The organism is Paenibacillus diazotrophicus (assembly GCF_042610465.1).
On sequence record NZ_JBGJZN010000001.1, the window covers coordinates 2,269,635 to 2,290,102 of the forward strand.

The 20,468-nt window shown below is 50.5% G+C and carries 17 protein-coding genes; 3 read left to right on the forward strand and 14 right to left on the reverse strand.

Annotation, left to right across the window (positions count from 1 at the left end; translation table 11 throughout):
• Positions 1 to 6 precede the first annotated feature (6 nt).
• From ACAN54_RS10405 to ACAN54_RS10435, 7 genes are all read right to left on the reverse strand, one after another.
• The gene (locus ACAN54_RS10405) at positions 7 to 4,101 is read right to left on the reverse strand and encodes an HNH endonuclease (protein WP_379153727.1); all 4,095 of its coding nucleotides are present in this window, start codon (positions 4,099 to 4,101) and stop codon (positions 7 to 9) included.
• Positions 4,102 to 4,351: 250 nt separating this feature from the next.
• Positions 4,352 to 5,152 carry a Cof-type HAD-IIB family hydrolase gene (locus tag ACAN54_RS10410; RefSeq protein WP_379153729.1) on the reverse strand — a complete coding sequence of 267 codons (801 nt, stop codon included), beginning with the start codon at positions 5,150 to 5,152 and terminating at the stop codon, positions 4,352 to 4,354.
• Between the two features lie 35 nt (positions 5,153 to 5,187).
• Positions 5,188 to 5,952 carry a pseudouridine synthase gene (locus tag ACAN54_RS10415; RefSeq protein ID WP_379153731.1) on the reverse strand — a complete coding sequence of 255 codons (765 nt, stop codon included), beginning with the start codon at positions 5,950 to 5,952 and terminating at the stop codon, positions 5,188 to 5,190.
• Position 5,953: 1 nt separating this feature from the next.
• Positions 5,954 to 7,501 carry an RsmB/NOP family class I SAM-dependent RNA methyltransferase gene (locus ACAN54_RS10420; protein WP_379153733.1) on the reverse strand — a complete coding sequence of 516 codons (1,548 nt, stop codon included), beginning with the start codon at positions 7,499 to 7,501 and terminating at the stop codon, positions 5,954 to 5,956.
• 57 nt (positions 7,502 to 7,558) lie between these two features.
• Positions 7,559 to 8,050, reverse strand: a complete 492-nt coding sequence (locus tag ACAN54_RS10425; RefSeq protein WP_379153735.1) for a DUF309 domain-containing protein — start codon at positions 8,048 to 8,050, stop codon at positions 7,559 to 7,561.
• Positions 8,016 to 8,828, reverse strand: coding sequence for a GTP diphosphokinase (gene yjbM, locus ACAN54_RS10430; RefSeq protein ID WP_379153737.1), 813 nt, complete (start codon positions 8,826 to 8,828; stop codon positions 8,016 to 8,018). Before yjbM ends, ACAN54_RS10425 begins: the two co-directional genes overlap by 35 nt.
• Positions 8,829 to 8,856: 28 nt before the next feature.
• Positions 8,857 to 9,951, reverse strand: coding sequence for a quinone-dependent dihydroorotate dehydrogenase (locus tag ACAN54_RS10435; protein ID WP_379153739.1), 1,095 nt, complete (start codon positions 9,949 to 9,951; stop codon positions 8,857 to 8,859).
• Between the two features lie 210 nt (positions 9,952 to 10,161).
• On the opposite strand from ACAN54_RS10435, the gene ACAN54_RS10440 reads away from it, so the two are divergent.
• The gene (locus ACAN54_RS10440; protein ID WP_167374753.1) at positions 10,162 to 10,299 is read left to right on the forward strand and encodes a hypothetical protein; all 138 of its coding nucleotides are present in this window, start codon (positions 10,162 to 10,164) and stop codon (positions 10,297 to 10,299) included.
• On the opposite strand, the gene ACAN54_RS10445 is transcribed toward ACAN54_RS10440, so the two are convergent.
• The 3 genes from ACAN54_RS10445 to ACAN54_RS10455 all read right to left on the reverse strand — a co-directional run bounded on the left by ACAN54_RS10445 (position 10,296) and on the right by ACAN54_RS10455 (position 13,622).
• Positions 10,296 to 11,681: a L,D-transpeptidase gene (locus ACAN54_RS10445; protein ID WP_379153742.1), complete on the reverse strand. Its 1,386-nt coding sequence runs from the start codon at positions 11,679 to 11,681 to the stop codon at positions 10,296 to 10,298. The two genes, ACAN54_RS10440 and ACAN54_RS10445, sit on opposite strands and share 4 nt — an antisense overlap.
• A 246-nt stretch (positions 11,682 to 11,927) precedes the next feature.
• Positions 11,928 to 12,170 carry a ferredoxin gene (locus ACAN54_RS10450; RefSeq protein WP_379153744.1) on the reverse strand — a complete coding sequence of 81 codons (243 nt, stop codon included), beginning with the start codon at positions 12,168 to 12,170 and terminating at the stop codon, positions 11,928 to 11,930.
• A 159-nt stretch (positions 12,171 to 12,329) separates the two neighbouring features.
• A complete protein-coding gene (locus tag ACAN54_RS10455; RefSeq protein ID WP_379154207.1) occupies positions 12,330 to 13,622 on the reverse strand; it encodes a DNA polymerase IV in 1,293 nt (430 codons plus the stop codon).
• A gap of 183 nt (positions 13,623 to 13,805) precedes the next feature.
• Here ACAN54_RS10455 and cimA point away from each other — a divergent pair, with 183 nt between their 5' ends.
• Positions 13,806 to 15,425, forward strand: coding sequence for a citramalate synthase (gene cimA / locus ACAN54_RS10460; protein ID WP_379153746.1), 1,620 nt, complete (start codon positions 13,806 to 13,808; stop codon positions 15,423 to 15,425).
• A gap of 105 nt (positions 15,426 to 15,530) precedes the next feature.
• Here cimA and ACAN54_RS10465 read toward each other — a convergent pair whose 3' ends face one another.
• The gene (locus ACAN54_RS10465; protein ID WP_379153748.1) at positions 15,531 to 16,091 is read right to left on the reverse strand and encodes a TlpA family protein disulfide reductase; all 561 of its coding nucleotides are present in this window, start codon (positions 16,089 to 16,091) and stop codon (positions 15,531 to 15,533) included.
• 150 nt (positions 16,092 to 16,241) lie between these two features.
• On the opposite strand from ACAN54_RS10465, the gene ACAN54_RS10470 reads away from it, so the two are divergent.
• Entirely contained in the window at positions 16,242 to 16,712 is a 471-nt protein-coding gene (locus tag ACAN54_RS10470) for a M67 family metallopeptidase (protein WP_379153750.1), read from the forward strand.
• Here ACAN54_RS10470 and ACAN54_RS10475 read toward each other — a convergent pair.
• Genes ACAN54_RS10475 through ACAN54_RS10485 form a run of 3 tightly spaced genes read right to left on the reverse strand, consistent with a single transcriptional unit; the run spans position 16,699 to position 19,951 of the window.
• Positions 16,699 to 17,448 (reverse strand): exonuclease domain-containing protein, encoded by a 750-nt coding sequence (locus tag ACAN54_RS10475; protein WP_379153752.1) that lies wholly within the window; start codon positions 17,446 to 17,448, stop codon positions 16,699 to 16,701. The genes ACAN54_RS10470 and ACAN54_RS10475 overlap by 14 nt on opposite strands.
• Positions 17,445 to 18,527, reverse strand: a complete 1,083-nt coding sequence (locus ACAN54_RS10480) for a DUF294 nucleotidyltransferase-like domain-containing protein (protein WP_489685739.1) — start codon at positions 18,525 to 18,527, stop codon at positions 17,445 to 17,447. Before ACAN54_RS10480 ends, ACAN54_RS10475 begins: the two co-directional genes overlap by 4 nt.
• A 32-nt stretch (positions 18,528 to 18,559) precedes the next feature.
• The gene (locus ACAN54_RS10485; protein WP_379153754.1) at positions 18,560 to 19,951 is read right to left on the reverse strand and encodes an ammonium transporter; all 1,392 of its coding nucleotides are present in this window, start codon (positions 19,949 to 19,951) and stop codon (positions 18,560 to 18,562) included.
• Between the last annotated feature and the right edge of the window lie 517 nt (positions 19,952 to 20,468).

Below are 20,468 nucleotides of genomic sequence, written 5' to 3' on the forward strand. Positions count from 1 at the left end.
CCATCCTTAAAACTCATTTTCAAATAGATTATTTAGTGGACCGCCGGGTAGACTGTTCTTATAGCCTCCACCATGCCAACGATATAGATGTTCCTTAAATGTTACAGGAAATATTATTCCACCCTCATCAGCAATTTGTGGATATTTAGAAGCACTGTATGCATGATGACCAATTATCGTCTTCTCATTATGTTTAGGCACACGACCATCTATTATGTCTTTAACCTGTTCTGGGGTCCAATCTCTCGTAGGTTCACCATTCAAGAGACGTTGTTTTTCCTGTTCCCAAAAACTATCGACCCCCATATCTCTCCTTTTCTTGAATCTCTTATTCCACTGTAATTGCTCCCATTCTTCTTTTGTAATCGTTCTTTCTTTAACCTTCTTGTTCAATTTCTTCATTTTTTTGCTGCTCATAATTTTATGAGGAGTTTCCCTAGGCGTTAGATCTAATCCTTCTACTCTTTCAGAAATTATATCAGCTTCTGATTTAAACAGCGGCTTATCATTTGCACTCTTTGAGATATTTGCTCTCTGATCAATATCAAATTTATTGAATTTTTCATATTCGGCATCGCTAAGTTTGATTGGTTTCTTCCCAGCAAGTTCAAGCTCTTTAAATTGCTTCTCATCGACGTCCTTCATCGTCCCGTCAATCAACAGCACCCAAGGATTAACCTCGCCATACAGACGGATATGCTTACCCTTGCGCTCCAGATTGAAACGCTTGAACTTGAACTTCTGCAGAATCCGGTCCACCAGACCCTGGAGCTTTTTGGCCCCCTTCATGAGCCCCTTTTGTAGGCTCTTGATCACAATTTTGCCGTTGCGGATGATCATGCTGCCGCTCTTGGATGCGAGCTTGGCTCCAGTTTTCAACAGGCTCTTGATGCCTTTGACTCCTGCACCTGCTACCTTCTTCGCACCAGTGGCCGCAGCTCCAACGCCTTTCTTCACGGCTTGTCCGGCTTTGTTCAGCCCTTTGCCGATCGCCTTGAAGCCAAGCTCCATCGCTAGTTCCACGAGTCCCATTGCGAGTGCGGTTGCCAGCGCAATGGCGGCCGGCTCGATCATCTTCTGCCAGCCCTGGCTCAGGTAGTTGCCAATATAGCCGGAGGCTTGGACAATAGTCTGGGCCACGGATTTAATCGCATCCGCTTGCAGATACATCGTGATCAGGTTGATAATCATCGGAAGCGCAGCGGTAATGGCCCCGCCTGTGATGATCTCTGCAGCCACGACACCAACCAAGATGCCTGCAAGGGCAGCCAAAAGCTTCAATCCATTACTCTTCATCCATTTTATTACATATGATTTAATCTGGTCAAACAGCATTTTCGCATTGCTCGCACGAAGTTTCGCACCATCGGCAATTTTGCTGCCCAGGCTTTGATCACCTTTTCCGGTATCGAATTCCGCCATGATGCTGTCCATGGTGGCCGGATCGCGGCTGCCGGAGAGCTGCTTGCTCTCCCCATCCTTAAGGTTTGCTTCCTGCACCAGCGCCGGGTCCATCTCACCCGCTTCGACCGACTCCATTTCGATGTCGTCTGCGGTAAGCTTCTCGTCCGCTTGACCGGATGCCTGCGCCTGCTCTGCCGCTGCGCCTTCTACCGCTCCTGCCCCCATAGGCTTGGAGATGTCTACTCCGAGCAGATATTCCCACATCTTGCCTTCCAGGTGACTGAGTGAACGCTTCGCTGCCTTGCCGAGCGCCCCCATCCGGGCGAGCACATCCAGAAACGTAGCAATGAGCAGGTTGCCCAGGCTTGAGATTAGCTTGGTATAGAAGTTCTGTACCGCAGCCAGCGCCTGGTCCACCTTGGCGGCCAGGAAGTCCATGACCTGCGTGACTTTGGTTTTGAGCTTCTGTGCCAGCTGGTTGACGGCCTTCACGGCCTTGTTGACGACGCCGTCGATTTTGCTGCATATTTTGGCGGCGATGCCAGGGAATTTGGCAAACACCACGGAGACCAGCTTTTTCAGCAGCGCACCAAGTCCCTTGATTAGGTTGGTGATCAGCTTGCGGCCCAGTTCGATAATGCCCAGCACAGCTTGTTTGGCTTTTTCAAAAATGAACTTCACTGCTTTGCGAAGTCCCTCGAAAATAAAGTTGACCGCTTTCTTGACAAGATCGACCACGGCTTCGAGTTTGTCCTTCACCCAACCGAGGAAGCCGCCTTTTTTCTCTTCCTTTGCTTTCTCCTCTGCATGCTTGCTGTCGGCATCCTTCTTGGCTTTGCTGTAGGCCTGAGTGGCTTCCCGCTCCGCTTCGGACTGCTTTTTCTGCGCTTCCCGTTCTTTTTCGGTCCGGACGCTGTTGATCTCGCCTTTTTTCTGCTGCGCTGCCGCTCCAGCCTGTCCAGCATAGTCGGCTTCGGCCGCATCCAGTTCGTTTTTCCATTCCCCGCGCAGGTTGTCGACTTCCGCCTTGGCTCCGGCCTGCTGGCTGAGCTGCTTGTTCTTGGCATCGGCTTCCGCCTGCTGGATCTGCGCGTGGCTGTCTGCTTTGGAGATCAGCACCTTGCTGTCGAATTTCGCCTTTTCCTTGCTGTATTCCGCCTGCTTGGCACCCAGCTGCTTCTTCATTTCCGGGGCAAGACTGCGATTGAGTCCGGCCGTCATGTCCGCAGGCACTCCCAGTGCGGGCAGCTTCTTAGCTCTGGGTGCGTTGCCGCCCTGCAGCTCTGCGGAAGCCTTCACCGTAGAGCCGTCCGGCTCGGGATAGATGTCATTCTCACCAAACGGAGTGTGGATCTGGCCCACCTCCGCCTGCTTGGCTGCCCCTACCTGCTGGGACGCCTCCTGATGGAAGCCTTCAAGCTGGGAGGGGTCCGCCTCCCCGGTCATGCTGATGCCCGGAGGCTGCGCCGCAGCGGACCGGATTTCACCCATGATGGCTTCGGGATTACCTTCCGAGCCGGAAGATCCGATGTTCATTCGCTCTAGGTTGCCTGTAGACGCAGTCCCGCCAGTACGCTCGCTTCTGTACCCCTCCGGAGCGGAGTGTTTCAGTGGCGCCGGCTTTTTCCGGGCTTGAAAGACTTTGCCTTTCAGCCCTGTCGGGGCAGGAATGGTCGGAAGCCCCTGCCGGGTCTTCTGCTTCTGCTTCGCGAAAGCCCCAGCAGAAACATCCACCACCTGGGCGTAGGCGTCCCCCATCTCTGTCGGCTGAACCCGGGTCAGCTGATCGAGGATCTGTCCGGGATCCTCGCCGTGGTTGTTCACCTTCTTGGCCTTGGCCGGCTCTTCCTTTCCGTCTCCGGCCAACGCGCCCAACGCCTCTCCGAGCGAAGGTTCCTTCGCGGCTACTTTTGGTGCAGGTTCCCCCGAAGTTTCCTTACCCGGCTTCGATTCCATTTCCGCCTTGGACTCTTTGCCTTCCTTGGACTCTTTACCTTCCTTAGCATCCTTAGCATCCGCCGGCTGTTCTTTTCCATCCTCTTTAGCCTTCGAACCCATTGCCGGTTCTTCAGCTGACTGATGAGCTTCTAGCTTCTCTTTACCGGCCAGCTGCCCTCCATCCGTCTTCCTCTTGCTACCTTCTTGGCTGGAAGAAGAAGTTCCCGCCAAGGATTTGACCCACGTTTTGAGTGTAGTGGCAGTCTTTGCTCGGATGCCGGACTTTTCATTCTGCTCGACCTTCGGCTCTGTCTGAGCACTGACGGGTTGTGCCGTTAGTGCAGGTTCTTGCGCCTGAGGCTGCTGCTGCTTACTTGCAGATGGCTCTGTAGTGGCTGAAGGTGCCAATCGGTCCGTATCCAGAGAGGCAGGCTGCTGCTCAGTCCGGGAATCTCCCGCAATCCCCTGCCCTTGCTCACCCTGCTTCGTACCTGCTGCCTCACTTGTCTGACTACCTTCCTTGCTCTCCTTCAAACTGGATAACAAGTGAACCACGGCACGGTTGCCGAGGGTACGCTGGAGCGCCAGCTTGTCTTCCCGGCTTAAAGAGGCCGGGTTCTGACGGATACGCCGGATGATCTCCACCGGGTCTGGCAGCTTGGCCGTTGCCGGCTTCACGAAATTCGATGGTTTGCTATATGGTTGATGGCTGCCCAAAGTGTTCTCTTTGTCCTTGCTTACGGTTGCATGGGTCTGCAAACGGATTCCCCCTCTGTAAAAAAATCGCTCCTATAGATAAAGTAAAATCCATAGCGCTTTTTACAGCCGGAAGAGAAAATATATCTATTGTCCGCCCCTCTCCACCACAGTCCGCAACCGTTCAAAATGAATATGAATCCATGGCCGGATGAAAATCATCTTTTTCAAAACAACAAAAAAAGAGCATAAAACAGAGCCGTTAAGCACTCCACTCTATACCCTTCTGAATCCTATCCTATGATGATTACAATTACGACAAGCAGTACTTCACAAGTGCATCGCGCACGCCATGATTGTTATTGGTTCCTGTAATCGCGTCCGCTGCCGCCTTAACCTCAAGCGGTGAGTTATCCATGGCAATGCCGAGACCAGCGTATGTAAGCATGGAAATATCATTATAGTAATTCCCGATGGACAGAACATCCTCTTGAGCAATTCCCAGCTGTGCGGCCAGATTCATCAGCGCGTTACCCTTGGAGGCTTCAGGATGCATTAAATCTACGAAAAACTCCCCACTACGCACAATATTATACTGCTGAGTCCAGGTGCTCCATTCCCGCTGAGCTTCATCCAAAATATCCGATTTGGTAAAGACCGTAAACTTGACAACCGGCTCGTGAAAATCTTCCCAGGCAGGGAGCGTTGCAGGTGTCACCCGAAAATGCTCGTACATATGATTAGCTTCCCCGGTCAGATTTGCTACATTGTCTACGTACATATCAAAGGCAGTATTCACATCATAATGAATATCATGTGCGCGGCAGTACTCAATATACGGGTCCAAACCGCGGGCATCTAGTCCATAGATATGCAGGACCTCACGGTCCTCCACACGCACCGTAGCCGCTCCATTATGTCCAAGTACATACCCGGAAAGTCCCATCTCCTCCATTAAAGGAATCGAATTCTGCGGACTGCGCCCTGTGCACAGAACGATAAGACCACCCTGCCTTGTCACTTCGGCGATAGCCTCCTTATTTTCGGAGCTCAACTGGTGATCGTCATTCAGCAGTGTACCATCCACATCCAGTGCAATCAGCTTGTATTTCATACCCCACCATCCTTGTCTGTCTTTATCTGTATCATTTAAGCCTCAGCTTCCCTGTTACTGAGCAAAGCCAGTTCTTCAGCAGTCAATTCCCGGCAGGCACCGGGTGCTAATTGCTCATCCAGCTTCAGCGCACCCATGGAAACCCGCTTCAAGAAAATCACCTTTTTGCCCACCGCCAGAAACATCCTCTTCACCTGATGAAATTTCCCCTCGGTGATTGTCAATGAAATCTGAGAGAGGGTTGTGCTACCGCGTTCTCTTCCCAAAATAGTAAGCTGTGCAGGCAAAGTCACATAACCATCTTCAAGCTCAACACCAACGGCAAAAGCTGCCACATCTGCAGCATCCACCTCACCCTCAACCGTAGCCTCATAGGTCTTCGGTACATGTTTGCGGGGGGAGAGCAGCTCATGGGCTAGCTGTCCATCATTGGTGAGCAGCAACAAACCTACCGTATCCTTATCCAGTCTGCCCACCGGAAATGGTTCAAACTGCACATATTCCTGCTTAAGCAGATCCAGCACTGTGCGATCCCGCTTGTCTTCTGTAGCAGATAATACGCCAGGTGGCTTATTCATCATCAGATAGATGAACTCCCGGTAAAATACAGGCTCACCGCCCACTTCAATTCTGTCCGTGTGCGGATCAACATGGAAGCCGCTGTCCTTAATCACGGCTCCGTTCACGGTGATCAGTCCTTGCTTAGCCTGTTTGCGGATATCACTCCGTGAACCCCTCCCCATATGGGACAGCACTTTATCGATCCGTTGTTTTTTAGCTGAACCTCCTGCTGTACTCATCCTATGTCCACCTCCAGCCTGCGGGATATTCATTCTTCAGCATGCCGTCCTGCCATTTGCCCCAGCCAGCGCTATAGCCGTCGATACAGACAAGCACATAACCTTTGGAGGTGTTGCCGGCTCGTACCGTTAGGCGTTCCTCAGGGATCAACAGAGTCTCCCCTTTCAGATAGGAGACCGCTTCGCCGCTACCGCTGGACAATGAGAGGCTCCGGGTACTTTCTAGGGGATGCAACGCGGTAGCGAGGGGATGTCCGGGAATAAATCTTCCGCTGCGGATATGGCCTACATACCAGCCGGGACGAATCGTCTTCAGGCCGTCCAGTGCAGCCTTTGGTAACGGTGAGATATACAAATGGTCACCGAATAATACGGGAAAACCGGATGGCTTAGCACTGAGCTGATCTTCGGCAAACAGCGAATATGCAGCCAATGCGGTTTCTTCTCCTCCGCCCTGAGAATGGCGTACAGGCGAAGAGCCGCCGGACTTACCAGAGGTGCCTCCCCCTTTGCCGCCGCGTCCGCTTTGCTGTCTGGCAGAAGCCACCCTAGCGGAAGCTTGACCTTTGGCTCCGTTATTTCGTGAGGAAGCGGAAATTGCTCTATCCGCACCAGCCTGTCCAGGAGATGATGAAGCCGCAGCCGTAGAACGCAGAATTCCATCATGGCGCAATACTGCCATAAAATGCCCCTCACCCTTGACCTTATGCGGCCATAGACGGGCGGCCTCAGTCAATCCGTTAAGGCCAGGCGCAAAAGAATTTGTTCCGCCCACATTGACAAGCGAAAACTCAGGATGACCGTCCAGAAACTCACGGATCGTCCCTTCATTTTCCTCTGTGGCAAAGGTACAGGTGGAATACACCATGGTCCCTCCCGGTTTCAGTGCTTTTACAGCGGAGTTCAGAATATCTCTCTGCATGGCAGCATACTTCAGCGGCGTTGCCGGCTCCCATTGCTTAACCATCTCTTCATCCTTGCGGAACATGCCTTCGCCGGAGCAAGGTGCATCGATCAGAATCCGGTCAAAAAAATCAGGAAAAGCCGCAGCAATTCGCTCCGGACTTTCATTGAGTACGATTCCGTTGCGGACCCCGTACAACTCCAGATTCTTAGCCAGAGCCTTGGTCCGCTCCGGATGAAGATCATTGCTGACCAGAAGCCCTTCACCTTGCAGCTTGGCCGCAATCTGCGTAGACTTGCCTCCTGGAGCGGCACATAAATCAAGCACACGGTCGCCCGGCTCCACGCCAAGCAGTTCTACCGGAGCCATCGCGCTCGGCTCCTGAATGTAATACAAACCTGCATGATAATAGGGATGCTTGCCGGGTCTTGCCCCTTCCTCAGTATAGAACCCCGATGGGCACCAGGGTATTGGCGCAAGCTTGAACGGGGAGAGAGCAAGCAGCTTCTCCACCGTTATTTTTAGTGTATTGGCACGGATGCCGCCATAAGGTGTCTCCTTGTACGACTCCGCATACTGCTCATACTCCGGTCCCAGCATTTCCTTCATGCGCTGCATAAAAGTGCCGGGCAATTGCACTGCCATGATGCCGTCCTCCAATAATCAAGGAACACCCCTGCGGGTGCTCCTGTGGTAGCCTTGCTATTCATTATTCCTTAATTTGCGGTGGTTAGTTACAGGTCTCTGGGGACCGCGGCGCTGCGGTTGATTGGGTACAATCTCCGCACCTGCTGCAGCTACTTCCTTTATCAGAACCGGATCAATCAGATCAATCGTAAGATCATAATAATCTACCGGGTGGTCCGCACAGGAGTTCAGCTTCCGGGCATAGTCTCCAACTTCCCCGGCCAGCTTGGCAAGATTGATCCCCAGAGTATTCCCCGGATACTGTTGCAGTACCTCATATGATCGTTGCAGCATAATCAAGCCACCGCGCACATTGTGGTTACGGTAATGATACAACCCTACTGCAGTCTGCAGCAGAGCCTTGTAGAGCGGATCTCGCTCCCGGGCCAGCCAAAGCTCTTCCAGTACCTCATGACATTCAAAATAATCCCTGTCCCGGTTGAAGTAGACCAGGTACGCCAGGAACAGCGGTTCATAAGCCATCCGGCTGACTGTCCTTTTTGGCATTCGATAACAGCCCGCGCACATGATCCAGCAGATCCTTCATTGCTTCCATATCCTGCGCCTGCCAGATCTGATTGAAGCGTTCCTGACTCTCGATTGCTTCATTAACCAGATGGTAGAAATATAACTGATGTATGGCTTTCAGAAGCTGGGTCGTTGTATTCGAATTTTCCTCGAAGGTCTTTTGCGCCTCCAGAATTTCTTCACGGATACTGGACATTTCACTGTCAAGAATAGAAGCGGCTTCTGCTGCCGTCTTGAGTCGTATCCGCATTTCATCGGGCAGGCTTTCCCGGTACTTATAATTCAAGGAATGCTCTATGGTAGCCCAGAAGTTCATGGCTAATGTGCGGATTTGTATCTCGGCGAGCACGATCTTCTGCCCCAGGGCAGTCTGTACCGGATATTTAATGATCATATGGAAGCTGCGGTAGCCGCTTTCCTTATAGTTCGTGATGTAATCCTTCTCGTAAAGAACTTCAAGATCTTTGCGGGCGCGGATATATTCAGCTACTCTGCGAATATCCTCCACGAACTGGCACATGATGCGAATGCCAGCGATATCCTCGATACCCGTTTCCAGATCCTCCATCTTAACATTTAAGCGCTCAGCCTTCTCCAGTATGCTTGACAGCCGCTTCACACGTCCGGTCACGAACTCGATCGGTGTATATTCTTCTCTTTTCTTAAGCTCCGAACGCATTGTTTTGAATTTAACCTTCAATTCCTCCACAGTTTGTTCATATGGAAGCAAAAATGTTCCCCAGTCCCTGACGTCCATCGCCTTCGTCCTCCTGTCCATTCATCCTTCAGTGATGATCAGCGCCCACTGCTTCCAGGATATGAGAGAATCCGTCCCGCCGCAGCAGCTTCCGTAATCCGGCATGTACGCTGCGGTTCACTCCTGGTCCTTCATAGATGAGAGCTGTATAAATTTCGACCAGACTCGCGCCTGCCCGGATCTTGTCATAAGCGTCCTGGCCGGTAAAAATACCGCCTGAACCAATAATCGGCAGCTTGCCGTCTGTCTGGCGGTAGATTCTGCTAATAATTTCAGTTGATCGGTCACGAAGCGGTTTGCCGCTAAGTCCGCCTGTCTCAACGGCCTTGTCACTCTTCAGCCCTTCCCGGCTGAGTGTGGTATTGGTGGCAATCACACCGTCCATTCCGGCTTCAGCGATCGTATGTACCATATATTCCAGCTCGCTGTCGCTGACATCTGGTGCGATCTTGACCAGCAGGCTCTTGGAAATACCGCTCTGTTTATGCTGAAGCTCCATTTCCTCCTTGACCTGGGCAAGAAGATTCGACAGCTCGCTGCCGTGCTGTAGACTGCGGAGATCCGGCGTATTCGGCGAGCTGATATTGACCACAAAAAAATCACCGTACGGATATAGCGTACGGATGCACTGGCGGTAATCCTCATGTGCGGATTCATTCGGCGTGGTTTTGTTGCGTCCGATATTTACCGCGACCGGAATTCTGCGTTTCCCCAGCGCCTTCAGCCGCCGAGCCATCGCATCGGCCCCTTCATTGTTGAAGCCCATCCGGTTGATCAGCGCCTCGTCAGGCAAAAGCCTAAATAACCTCGGACTGTCATTTCCGGGCTGTCCCTTCGGTGTCACCGTGCCCACTTCCATAAAGCCAAATCCAATGGAAGAAAATCCTCCAACAGCCTCAGCGTTCTTATCCAACCCTGCCGCGAGTCCCACAGGAGTCGGGAAATGCTGGCCGAATAAATCTACTGCAAGATCAGCGGTCTCGGGAACGCCGTACATGAGACGCATTGCACTATTGCCACCAGGCACCAGATCTGATTTGTTCAGTCCGCTAATGACGAGATGGTGCGCTTTCTCCGGGTCCATTTTAAAGAAAATAGGTTTGCCTAAATGTTGATACAGCACCGTTCTCGCTCCTTCAAAGGGAACCCTTAAGTATGTCAGGCGACTCCCCGATTCTGTAGGTTTCTTCTTAATTTTAGCTGTTTCCGGGGGAAAAGAAAAGTTTTTTACCGGGCAGTGCTTCAGAGCGAAATGCAGAGTATAGTAATTTTGTTGTAAACGCATTACAATGTAAGGGTAATCAACGATTAATAGAGAAAGAAGGATACCCATATGTCTACAAAACGCAAACCTCCAACTCTGCAGCAGAAAAAAGAAGAAGTCAACCGCAAAGCAATCCTATGGATCAGTGTTAGTCTGGTGTTGCTGGTTCTTCTGATTGTTGTTCTATTTATTGTTGCAGGAAATTAATTCAGCCAATGGTAGACTTTGTTGGGGTTGGTCTGATCTTGCGGTGTACCGGACGGGAATCGCTCCGCTGGAAGCAGCAGTTCGTCAGGCAGAACCCCTTTACTAATCTGAACCTTCGTCCCCATTGGAACCATTGCGAACAGCTCTTCCACATCTCCGCGGTTCATACGGATACAGCCGAGTGACTCGTCCTTGCCGATGCTGGCCGGATCATTTGTACCATGTATGGCATAATTCGTATCCGAGAGCTGCATGCCGCGGCTGCCGAACTCCCCGTTGTCATGCCCGTTCGGGTTAACCACCTTGTCTGAGATCACAAACTCTCCTTCAGGCGTCTCATTCCCCCCAAGCCCCACTACATAGTTCCGCAGAATAATGCTACCGCTGGTGACTGCCAGACGGTGATTTTGTTTATCCACGATAATTTTAAGCGGACTGCTAAAAAAGGGCTCTGTCTCACTGCCTTTGCCAGTATTGGTCTCAAGAACTCCCGCTTCCACTCCCCCACCCGCCCCCTTCGGTGGCACGGATACGGCAGGCTCCGCTGAGGACTGGGGCAACTGCGAAGCAGATGCTGCCCGAAGTTCGCTGAACTCCTGCTTCATCAGCGGCGTCGTCCCCCCCAGATAATTCCCCGGGAAAGGTTTGACCAGCTCCTTTAACGATTTGGGAGGTGAACCCTTGCTGTTCTTATAGGACCGAATGGCGCTCCACAGTGCCGCTAACTCCTCCTGCTTACCCTGCCATATCTCAGCCTGCTTCTTCAGCTCTGCAGCTTCCGGCGGGGCACAGGCACAGGCAACCGGATCAAAGGACTGGTATACAACCTCTCCTTGCTTCCCCTTCTCAATCGTAGCCACAAGAGGCAAGTGGTTCTTCCACACATACCAGCGTCCTAATTTTTTCATAGCAAGTATAGCTGTTTCAGAAGGAGCCTTCCGGCTCCGCAGAATCTTCGCCAGCGCCTGATCCGCCGAAGCCATATCTTCACCTGCTGCTGTAAAGATAATAGCCGGCTTAACTGAACCTTCTGTTGTGTCCTCTGACGGTTCCGCAACCGCCGGCTCTTCCAGATCACCAGCAGCAATAGCCGGAGCTGACTCGCCGGAATCCTCGTTAATTGCCGCAGGGGCCAGCGCAGAAGGGATCAACACAAGCAGAAACAGCATCAGCGCAAGGAATGTCCGGCGCATCCGCAGCCTGGATTCGCGGCGCTGCCGACTCTCCCTTAGAAGACCTTCCTCATATTCACGGAGCATTTCAGCCGGTACTTTACTATGTTCAAAAGCTTCATATACTTCACCCGACTGGTTGAAGCAATAGTTAGCCTTCCCCTGCTGGCCGTTCTTATAGTATTCCTTACCAAGCAAGTACCATGCCATCTTGTTTTCGGGATGCAGTTGGACATATGCTTTAAGATGCTGCGAATTTTTCATCGGGGCCTCCGCGGGTTGTAAAGTACTTCAATCCATCATTATATTTTATATCGGTCACGATATTAAAAAAAGACATCCCCAGCCGCATTTATAGCAGCAAAAAGATGTCTTTCTGGAATAATAAGGATCTAAAATGGAGAAACCCCAGCTTTAATCCTTATCTTTTGCGCAGATACGAAGAACCCGAAGGGTTTAGCCTTCTTTATTAAAAGGTACGTCTGCAATTTTGATGGAGTCCGTAGGGCACCCGTCAGCTGAGTCCTGCAGATCATCGAACAAATCGTCAGGAATCGCGGTTACCCCGTGGTTGCTGTCGTTTTCGTAGATCACTTCTGCCAAGCCTTCATCATCGTAATCAAAAATATCAGGGGCCGTCGCGCCACAAGCACCACATGCGATGCAAGTATCTTTTTCGACCCAAGTGTATTTAGCCATTTTATCTCTGCCTCCCGTTGAACAATACAGACTGCTGTGGCAGCCTGTTATTTTTCTCATATTAATATAAATAGAAAACAATTTCAATGAAATTTCAGTGTATTTCCATTTTCACCGGTTTATTAGGAACAGCATGGAGACGATGGAAACTGACTCCATTCACTCTTCAGCAGGATCCACTTTATGAAGATTGTCCTTTTGCAGGGAAGTCCCCCGCTCCTTGTGGTTACGAAGGCGCGCTGAATGGCTGTCACTAAGCATCCCTGCCGTAAGCACTGCATTCTCACCGAACTTATTACGCAGCATGTCCATGGTTTGGTTAAGCGATTCTTTCTTCGGCTGCCGCTCGTAATCGAACAGATCCAGCTGAATGGCAGAATCTTCTTTGGCGGTCAGGCCATGCAGCGTGACCCCCAGCAGCCGCACCGGCTTATCGGCTTTCCAGTGCCGGGCAAACTGGTCACAGGCTATCTTATAAATATCCTCTGCGGTCTCGGTAGGGGTCTCCAGCTGGCGAGAGCGGGTGATAGTCTTCATATCCGGCGTGCGGATGGTGAGCTGCACCCCGGATGCTACCAGTCCCTGCTTCCGCAGCCTTCTCGCCACCTGATCGCTCAGATTCAGCAGAATCGGCCGCGCTTCAGCTAATCCAACTACATCACTCGGCAGAGTAGTAGTATGCCCAATGGACTTGCTTTGCTCCCGTTCCGGATTCACAACGCCGTAATCCATTCCGTTCCCCGCCCGCTTCAGCCATGCCCCCATCACTCCAAAATGCTCTATGAGCATCCGCTCCTCTGCTGCCGCAAGCTGCCCAATGCTGTATATGCCAAGCTTACGCAGCTTCTCAGCCGTTTTGCCGCCAATACCGAACATCTCGTTACAAGGCTTATCCCACAGTACGCCCGGCACATCACGAAGCCGCAAGACAGATATACCGTTTGGTTTCTTCAGATCGGAAGCCATCTTGGCGAGTAGCTTGTTCGGAGCAATGCCGATGGAGCATGGCAGCCCAAGCTCTTCCATAATCCGCCTCTGAATCGCTTCGGCTATATCCATAGGTGTCCCGAATTGACGTGATCCGGTAATATCGAGATAACACTCATCAATCGAGACTGCTTCCAGCATTGGAGTATAGCTGTATGCAATCTGCATAAAGGCATTGGAGTATTTGCGGTAGAGATGGAAATCCGGCTTAATTATTAGAAGCGAAGGACATATACGGAGCGCCTTCTGTACCTGCATGCCTGTTGAAATCCCAAGTCTGCGCGCGGCATAGGAACAGGTAACGATGATTCCTTTGCGCAGCTCTACACTGCCCGCAACTGCCGTTGCTTTTCCTTTATATTGTTCAGGGTCCTCCGCCTCATGCACCGAGCAGTAAAATGCATTCATGTCCACATGCAGAATAACCCTGCCGCTTGTCGGATAATACTGATCCACATTCCGCACAATATCTACCTTCTTATCTTCAGGGTTTCCATTGTCAAATTCAGCATACCTCTTCTCCCGGCGCAAGGTCAACCGGATGCTGGTATCCTGTAAAGTTCTTTGTTACATTCCCGCGTAAAAATGCTATAATATAAAAATTCATTTACCTTAAGCGACTTACTAAAACTTTTTAGGAGGACTCTCATGTCTAAGTCCATTTCCATCTTCGATACGACGTTGCGTGACGGCACCCAAGGTGAAGGCATCAGTCTGTCGGCAGATGACAAGCTGAAGATTGCCAAGAAACTCGATGATCTGGGTGTTCATTATATTGAAGGTGGCATCCCGGGGAGCAACAACAAGGACATTGAGTTTTTCAAAAGAGTCAAAGAACTGCATTTGAATGCCACAATTACCGCATTCGGCAGCACCCGGCGCAAGAATTCCATTACCGAGCATGATGATAACCTGCAAAGGATGATTAATGCCGGTGTTCCGGCCGCCACGCTGGTAGGAAAATCCTGGGACTTTCATGTCCATACTGCACTGCAGACCACACTGGAAGAGAACCTCGCCATGATCGGCGAATCTATTGCCTATTTGAAACGCAAAGGCCTTGAGGTCATCTTTGATGCGGAGCACTTTTTCGACGGGTATAAGAACAATCCCGAGTATGCTTCCGCCGTCCTGAACGCAGCCCGTGAAGCCGGTGCAGATTGGCTGGTCATGTGCGATACGAACGGCGGAACCCTTCCGAACGAAATTCAGGAAATCGTCTCCGGCATGACCCATATCCTGCCCGGGGCTTCTCTTGGGATTCATACTCATAATGACTGCGAACTTGCGGTCGCAAACGCGCTCAGCGCGATCAGCGCGGGTGCGCGCCAGGTACAGGGAACGATCAACGGCTACGGGGAACGCTGCGGAAATGCCAACCTCTGCTCGATTATCCCTACTTTACAGCTCAAAATGGGGTATCATTGCATCCCAGGCGATTCCCTGCCTCAGCTCACCAATACTGCCCACTTCATTAGTGAAGTTGCCAATGTGAACCTGCCTGTGAATCAACCTTATGTAGGCAATGCTGCATTTGCACATAAAGGGGGCATCCATGTATCGGCAATCCTGCGGGATTCCCGCACATATGAGCATATCGCTCCGGAGCTTGTAGGCAACAAACAGCGGGTACTGGTCTCCGAACTGGCCGGTCAGAGCAATGTTCTGTCCAAAGCCCAGGATATGGGCCTCAGCCTGGATCCAAGCAGCGAGCAAGCCCGCAAGGTGATCGACAAAATCAAAACGCTGGAGCACCAGGGCTATCAGTTCGAAGGCGCGGATGCTTCCTTGGAACTGCTCCTGCGCGAAGCCACAGGTGAGATGAACGAGCTGTTCACCTTTGAATCCTTCAAGATGCTAGTGGAAAAAACAGCGGATCGCCCTGTTGTCTCCGAGGCCTTTGTCAAGCTTAGAGTCGGCGGCGAGAACCTCTATACCGCAGCCGAGGGCAATGGTCCAGTTAACGCACTGGATAACGCATTGCGCAAGGCTCTGCTGGCCTACTTCCCGCGGCTTAAAGACATGCATCTATCGGATTACAAGGTGCGTGTACTTGACGAGAAGGATCAGACAGCCGCTAAGGTTCGAGTACTCATTGAGTCCAAAGACTTCAATAACACCTGGAGTACTGTCGGGGTATCCAGCAATGTGATCGAAGCCAGCTGGGAAGCGTTGGTAGACAGTATGCGTTATGCGCTTCTTGGTCAGATTTCACTGGGGAACGAAACGGAATCAAGCAATGAGCCGAGAGGACTCGTGAACCACTAGTTAAAGCTTAGCGTTAGGATAATCTAGTCCATAGAGAAGCCCCTCGCAGCCGGGAATATCCCGGATTGCAGAGGGGCTTTGCCACCTGGAAGTTTCCTGGACATTTCAGGAACCGGTGAGAGTGATGATTTTCTTTTCAAGCTCTTCCGGAGACAGAAACCCGAGGATGACCTCGGAGACGACTCCGTTTTTGTCTATAAGCACGTTGGTGGGGAATACCATCCCTTTGTATTTGTCGAATACCTCACCCTTCAGATCATACATAACGGGAAAAGCCAGCATATATTTCCGGACGAAACGCTCCGCATTAGGCTTGTAATCCTGGCTGGTCACATTAATCCCGTAAACATCGAGCACATTTTTGTATTTTAACGCCAATGCATTCAGGGTCGGCGCCTCCTGCTGACAGGGATCGCACCAGGAAGCCCAGAAATTTAGCAGCACAGCCTTATCCCGCGCTCCTCCTACAGAGTAGCTTTTACCGTCCTCCTGCAGGGAGAACGCCGGGGCTAATAGTCCGGCATTAATACCGCTCTCAGTTTCCGAGGTTTGCTGGATGACCGGGACCGCTTCCGGCTCGGATTTCATGGTACGTTCTGCCGCTATAAAGATCAAAAAAACAATAACGGCTATCACCGTAATATTTCGTTTGTTTATGGCTTTCATAGCTATTTGTCCTTTGCACATGAGATGGTATTTCTCCTATTGTACCCCCAATGTCCATAGTTTCAAACTAGCCATTATCTGCAAAAAAACAGAACAAAAAAAGAGGATTCCGTCAAAGACGAAATCCTATGAAGAGAGAGGGGTGAACAAGTGACAGCATTCCAGGGAAATATCCAGCCGATTCAGCTGAATCTCTCCGTACAACAGGCGCTGGGGAAGCACTTGCTGACCTGTTATCCACACGAAGCATGCGGAGTACTGCTGGGTACTGCCGCAGCGGGGGGCATGCGTATTGACAGGTATCTGCCTATGCGCAACGTAGCGCCTGACCCGCTGCATACCTTTGTCCCCGACCCGGGAGAATGGATTAGAATACTTTACCACGAGCCTGCACGTGTTGGCTTATTTCATTCCCATCCGCATACTGCACCTTGGCCATCCAGCGCAGATATTCAAGGCCTATTTTCACTAGGACCGGAGTTTCAGATCTATCTAATCGGTTCTCCTGATCCGGAAAGCGGAGAGTCTATTCGCCTGAACGGATTTCATATCCTCCGTCAGACAGATCCCACCGGTCAACTAATTGTTAAACTGCTGCCAACTCCTGTTACGCCCTGCTGAGATAGGAGTACAAATCCCCCAAGGTTTCTACCTGTTTCTTCTGTGAAATCTCCTGAATATAGCAAACCCACAGCTTTGCCGTCATTCTGGCATCCTCCAGTGCATTGTGCCGGCCCTGTATTGGAATGTCATGAACGGCCAGAAGCTCATCAAGCGTGTAATTGCTGCGGTGAGGTTCCAGCCAGCGGGCCAGCATCATTGTATCCAGCACTCTGTGAGTCAGCTGTACCTTAGAGGTTTTCCAAAGGGCAGCATTCAAAAATGATTTGTCATGATTACTTCCATGAGCGACTAATACCCGCTGCCCTACAAAAGACATGAAATTATGCAGTCCGTCCATTAATGACGGAGCTTTGGAGGTCATCTCTTCCGAGATCCCGGTTAACTTCGTTATATCCTCCGGAATCGCGGTTTGGCAATTCACCAGAGTATAGAAGCATTCCTCTTCCTTGATGTGTTCCCCTACGACCTTTATTGCGCCAAACGAGAGAATCTCATCCCCATGCTGATGGGAAAAACCCGTCGTCTCCAGATCAAAGATCACCGTCTCCAACTCCGAGAGCGGGGTATGCAGTACTTCAGGGCGCCGCTTCTCACGCATAAGAGATCTGATAAAAGCCATTTGCTGCGCGGTTTGCTGTGCAGAATCCCCGCCTCTTATGGACGCGATGGCGGATGGCATTCCGCCCTGTCTCAGGTTGTTCCAGAATCCTCCGCCTTTGTTCGGCTCCTTCATAACTGCCTCCTTTCCGCTGACCGGAGCTGGCGCTGCAGGGCCTTGTGGAGACGCCTGACCAGCAGCAGACTTTCCCGCAACTCAGAGAAGAGCTGCTTATTCTTCAAATCACTCGCGGCTATATAATCACTGCTGGACAACAATCCGTCCTGAACTGCAAATGGGGTATTCACGCGCATTCGCAGAGCAGTCAAGAAAGCCCGCCGGATGCCTTCCAGATGCTCGTATCTCCCCAGTTCTGCTAGATGTTCCAGCCGCTTGAGTGTCGAACTGTCCCGTACACCATGCAGCAGCGACAAGTGCCTCACGATATTAACCAAAGGAATATAGACACCATATTTAACATCAAAGCCGCCGGCATAATCACCAAAACGTTCTGTAAGCACCTGCCCTAGTAAATTAAGCGTTGCCTTATGACGGACTGTATTACGAAGCACAGCGTTTGACAGCTTAAGATTATTCACAAATCCGGCATGAAAGGCTTCACGCCACTCCATAGACAATGCACTGCTCCCGGCTACATGACGCATATCAGAAGCGATAATGAGATAACGGACCGGCTCCCATTCCAGCTGGCTCATCCAGCTCTCCAGCTGCTGTTTCCATTCTGGCAGCGTTTTGCGCCACAAGGGCTCGGAGCACATCACTTTCCCGTCGCATTTCTCATAGCCAACTTCCTCTAGCACATCAGACAACATCACACCAAAAGCTTCAAAATAACTTTTCTTGAGTCCATCCGGCTCACCTTCAACAATTAGCCCGTTATCCTGATCACTCCACATTGTAGCTTCCTGTCTGCCGGCACTGCCGAATACAATAAAGGAATAGGCACAGGGAGGCGGGCCGTAGCCCGCCTCCTTCATCTGCGCCTCACATATGTTGACTGCTGTCCCGGCAATCCGGTCATGCATGTCATTGACCCGGATCATCCATTCCTCAATCGGAATAACGTTTAACTGCTCCAGCAGTACTGTTTGACAAGCGGAACGCCTTGCCTTGAGCTCCTGCGGCGAACCGGCTGATACGATGGATAAAAAACTTTTATCTTCTTTCCAATCTGCCATCTCCATCGAAGCCACACGGTCCGCCTCCCAACAAGTGAATTTCTGAGTTATTTAAAGGTTTTGGATTCTGATTCTGCAATCAATTTCATTTGTTCCGGATAACCGTAAGTACCATGCTCACTGATATCCAGACCCATCAATTCCTCTTCCTCTGTAACGCGAAGTCCGATAGCCATCTTCATTACATACAGAATGATGAAGGACATTACAGCTACAAATACGAACGTACCCGCCACGCCGAGAATCTGTACCCCCAGCTGGTGGAATCCACCACCGTAGAACAAGCCTGCTTTCCCTACCAGTGCACCTTTGGTAATCAGATCAGGTGCTGCGAAAAGACCTGTGGAAATCGCTCCCCACATCCCTGCAATACCATGGACGGAGAAAGCATAGATTGGATCATCAAGGCCTGCGCGTTCCAGCCACTGTGAAGTCATGAATGTAAAAGCACCGGCGATGAAGCCAATTAGAATAGCCGCCCAAGGCTCAACATATGCGCAAGCACCAGTAATAGCAACCAGCGCAGCCAGTACCCCGTTAAGCATAGCCGGAATATCCGACTTTCCAAAATATAACCAAGATGCGATGAGAGCTGCCAGACCGCCTGCTGCTGCTGCAATATTAGTTGTCAATGCTACGTGTCCGAAGAAACCACCCATAGGGGACAATGCGCTACCCGGATTAAATCCAAACCAGCCAAACCAGAGAATGATTACACCGAGTACAGTGAATACCTGGTTGTGTCCCGGGATAATCACCGGCTTACCTTCTTTGTTAAACTTGCCTAGACGAGGTTTAAGCAGGATGGTTGCGACAACAGCTGCAGTTGCACCTGTAAGATGGACTACTGTAGAACCTGCATAGTCCTGCATTCCCAGTTCTGCCAACCAGCCGCCGCCCCATACCCAGTGAGCGACAACGGGATAAATTAGTACAGAGAACAGAATTCCGAACACAATGTATACACTAAGTTTTGCGCGTTCCGCCATACCACCGGATACGATAGCCAGGGAAACTGCCGCGAACGCCATTTGGAAGAGGAACTTAACATTTAGGGTTACATCAGAGAAGGCAAGGGAATCAAACGATGCACCTTGAGTATCCCCACCGTACAGGAAACCTGTAGTTCCAAAGAAGCCATTACCGTTACCGAAGCCAAGGCCAAAGCCAAGAGCCCAGAAACACAAACTTGCAATGGCCAGTGTGAGTACCGTCTTCCCGGCAACATGACCAGCATTCTTCATCCGGACTGAACCGGCTTCAAGCATTGCAAATCCTGCTTGCATAAAGAATACCAGAATGAAGGCCAGGAAAGTAAACACCGTATCCAGTCCAATTTGTAAATCCGGTGCGGTCGGACCATCAGCCGCGAATGCGCTAACTGGGTACACCATCAGTGTAATCATCGCCAGAAACATCATTATCATCTTTTTTCTCATTCTTTACCCCACTCCCCAATGTCATATTTTCTAACAAAGCGTGAAACTCTTAATGTCATTATAATCAGAAGTCAGGTAAATTGACAAGACTATTTTTTTGGATGTTTTATTTTATTTCGTGAACACTCAAATTTTCTTTGCAGATCAGCACCTTTCCCTTTCTTTCAGGCAAATCCTTGAATTTCAAGGTTTCCAAAGAGGAATTTTATGATAACGGATACAGAAGGTCCAATACATTTGAATTCATCTGTATGTATTTTTATTAATCAATCTCCAAAACATACCTTAATGAAAACTCATTCCAAGCTTATTCGAATCCCACTTTTACTAAACATAACATTACATGTTACTTATTAGAACTGAGAAATGAATTCTTCGTGATTCACTGCATAGACTTATTATGAGACGTACAACCAGGCATATATTGAGAAATCTGCCAGTTACGGATACTTAAAGTAAGCGTGACGTTTGACTGTATAGTTTTTGTTTTGGTATCATTAACTATGTTCTATTATAT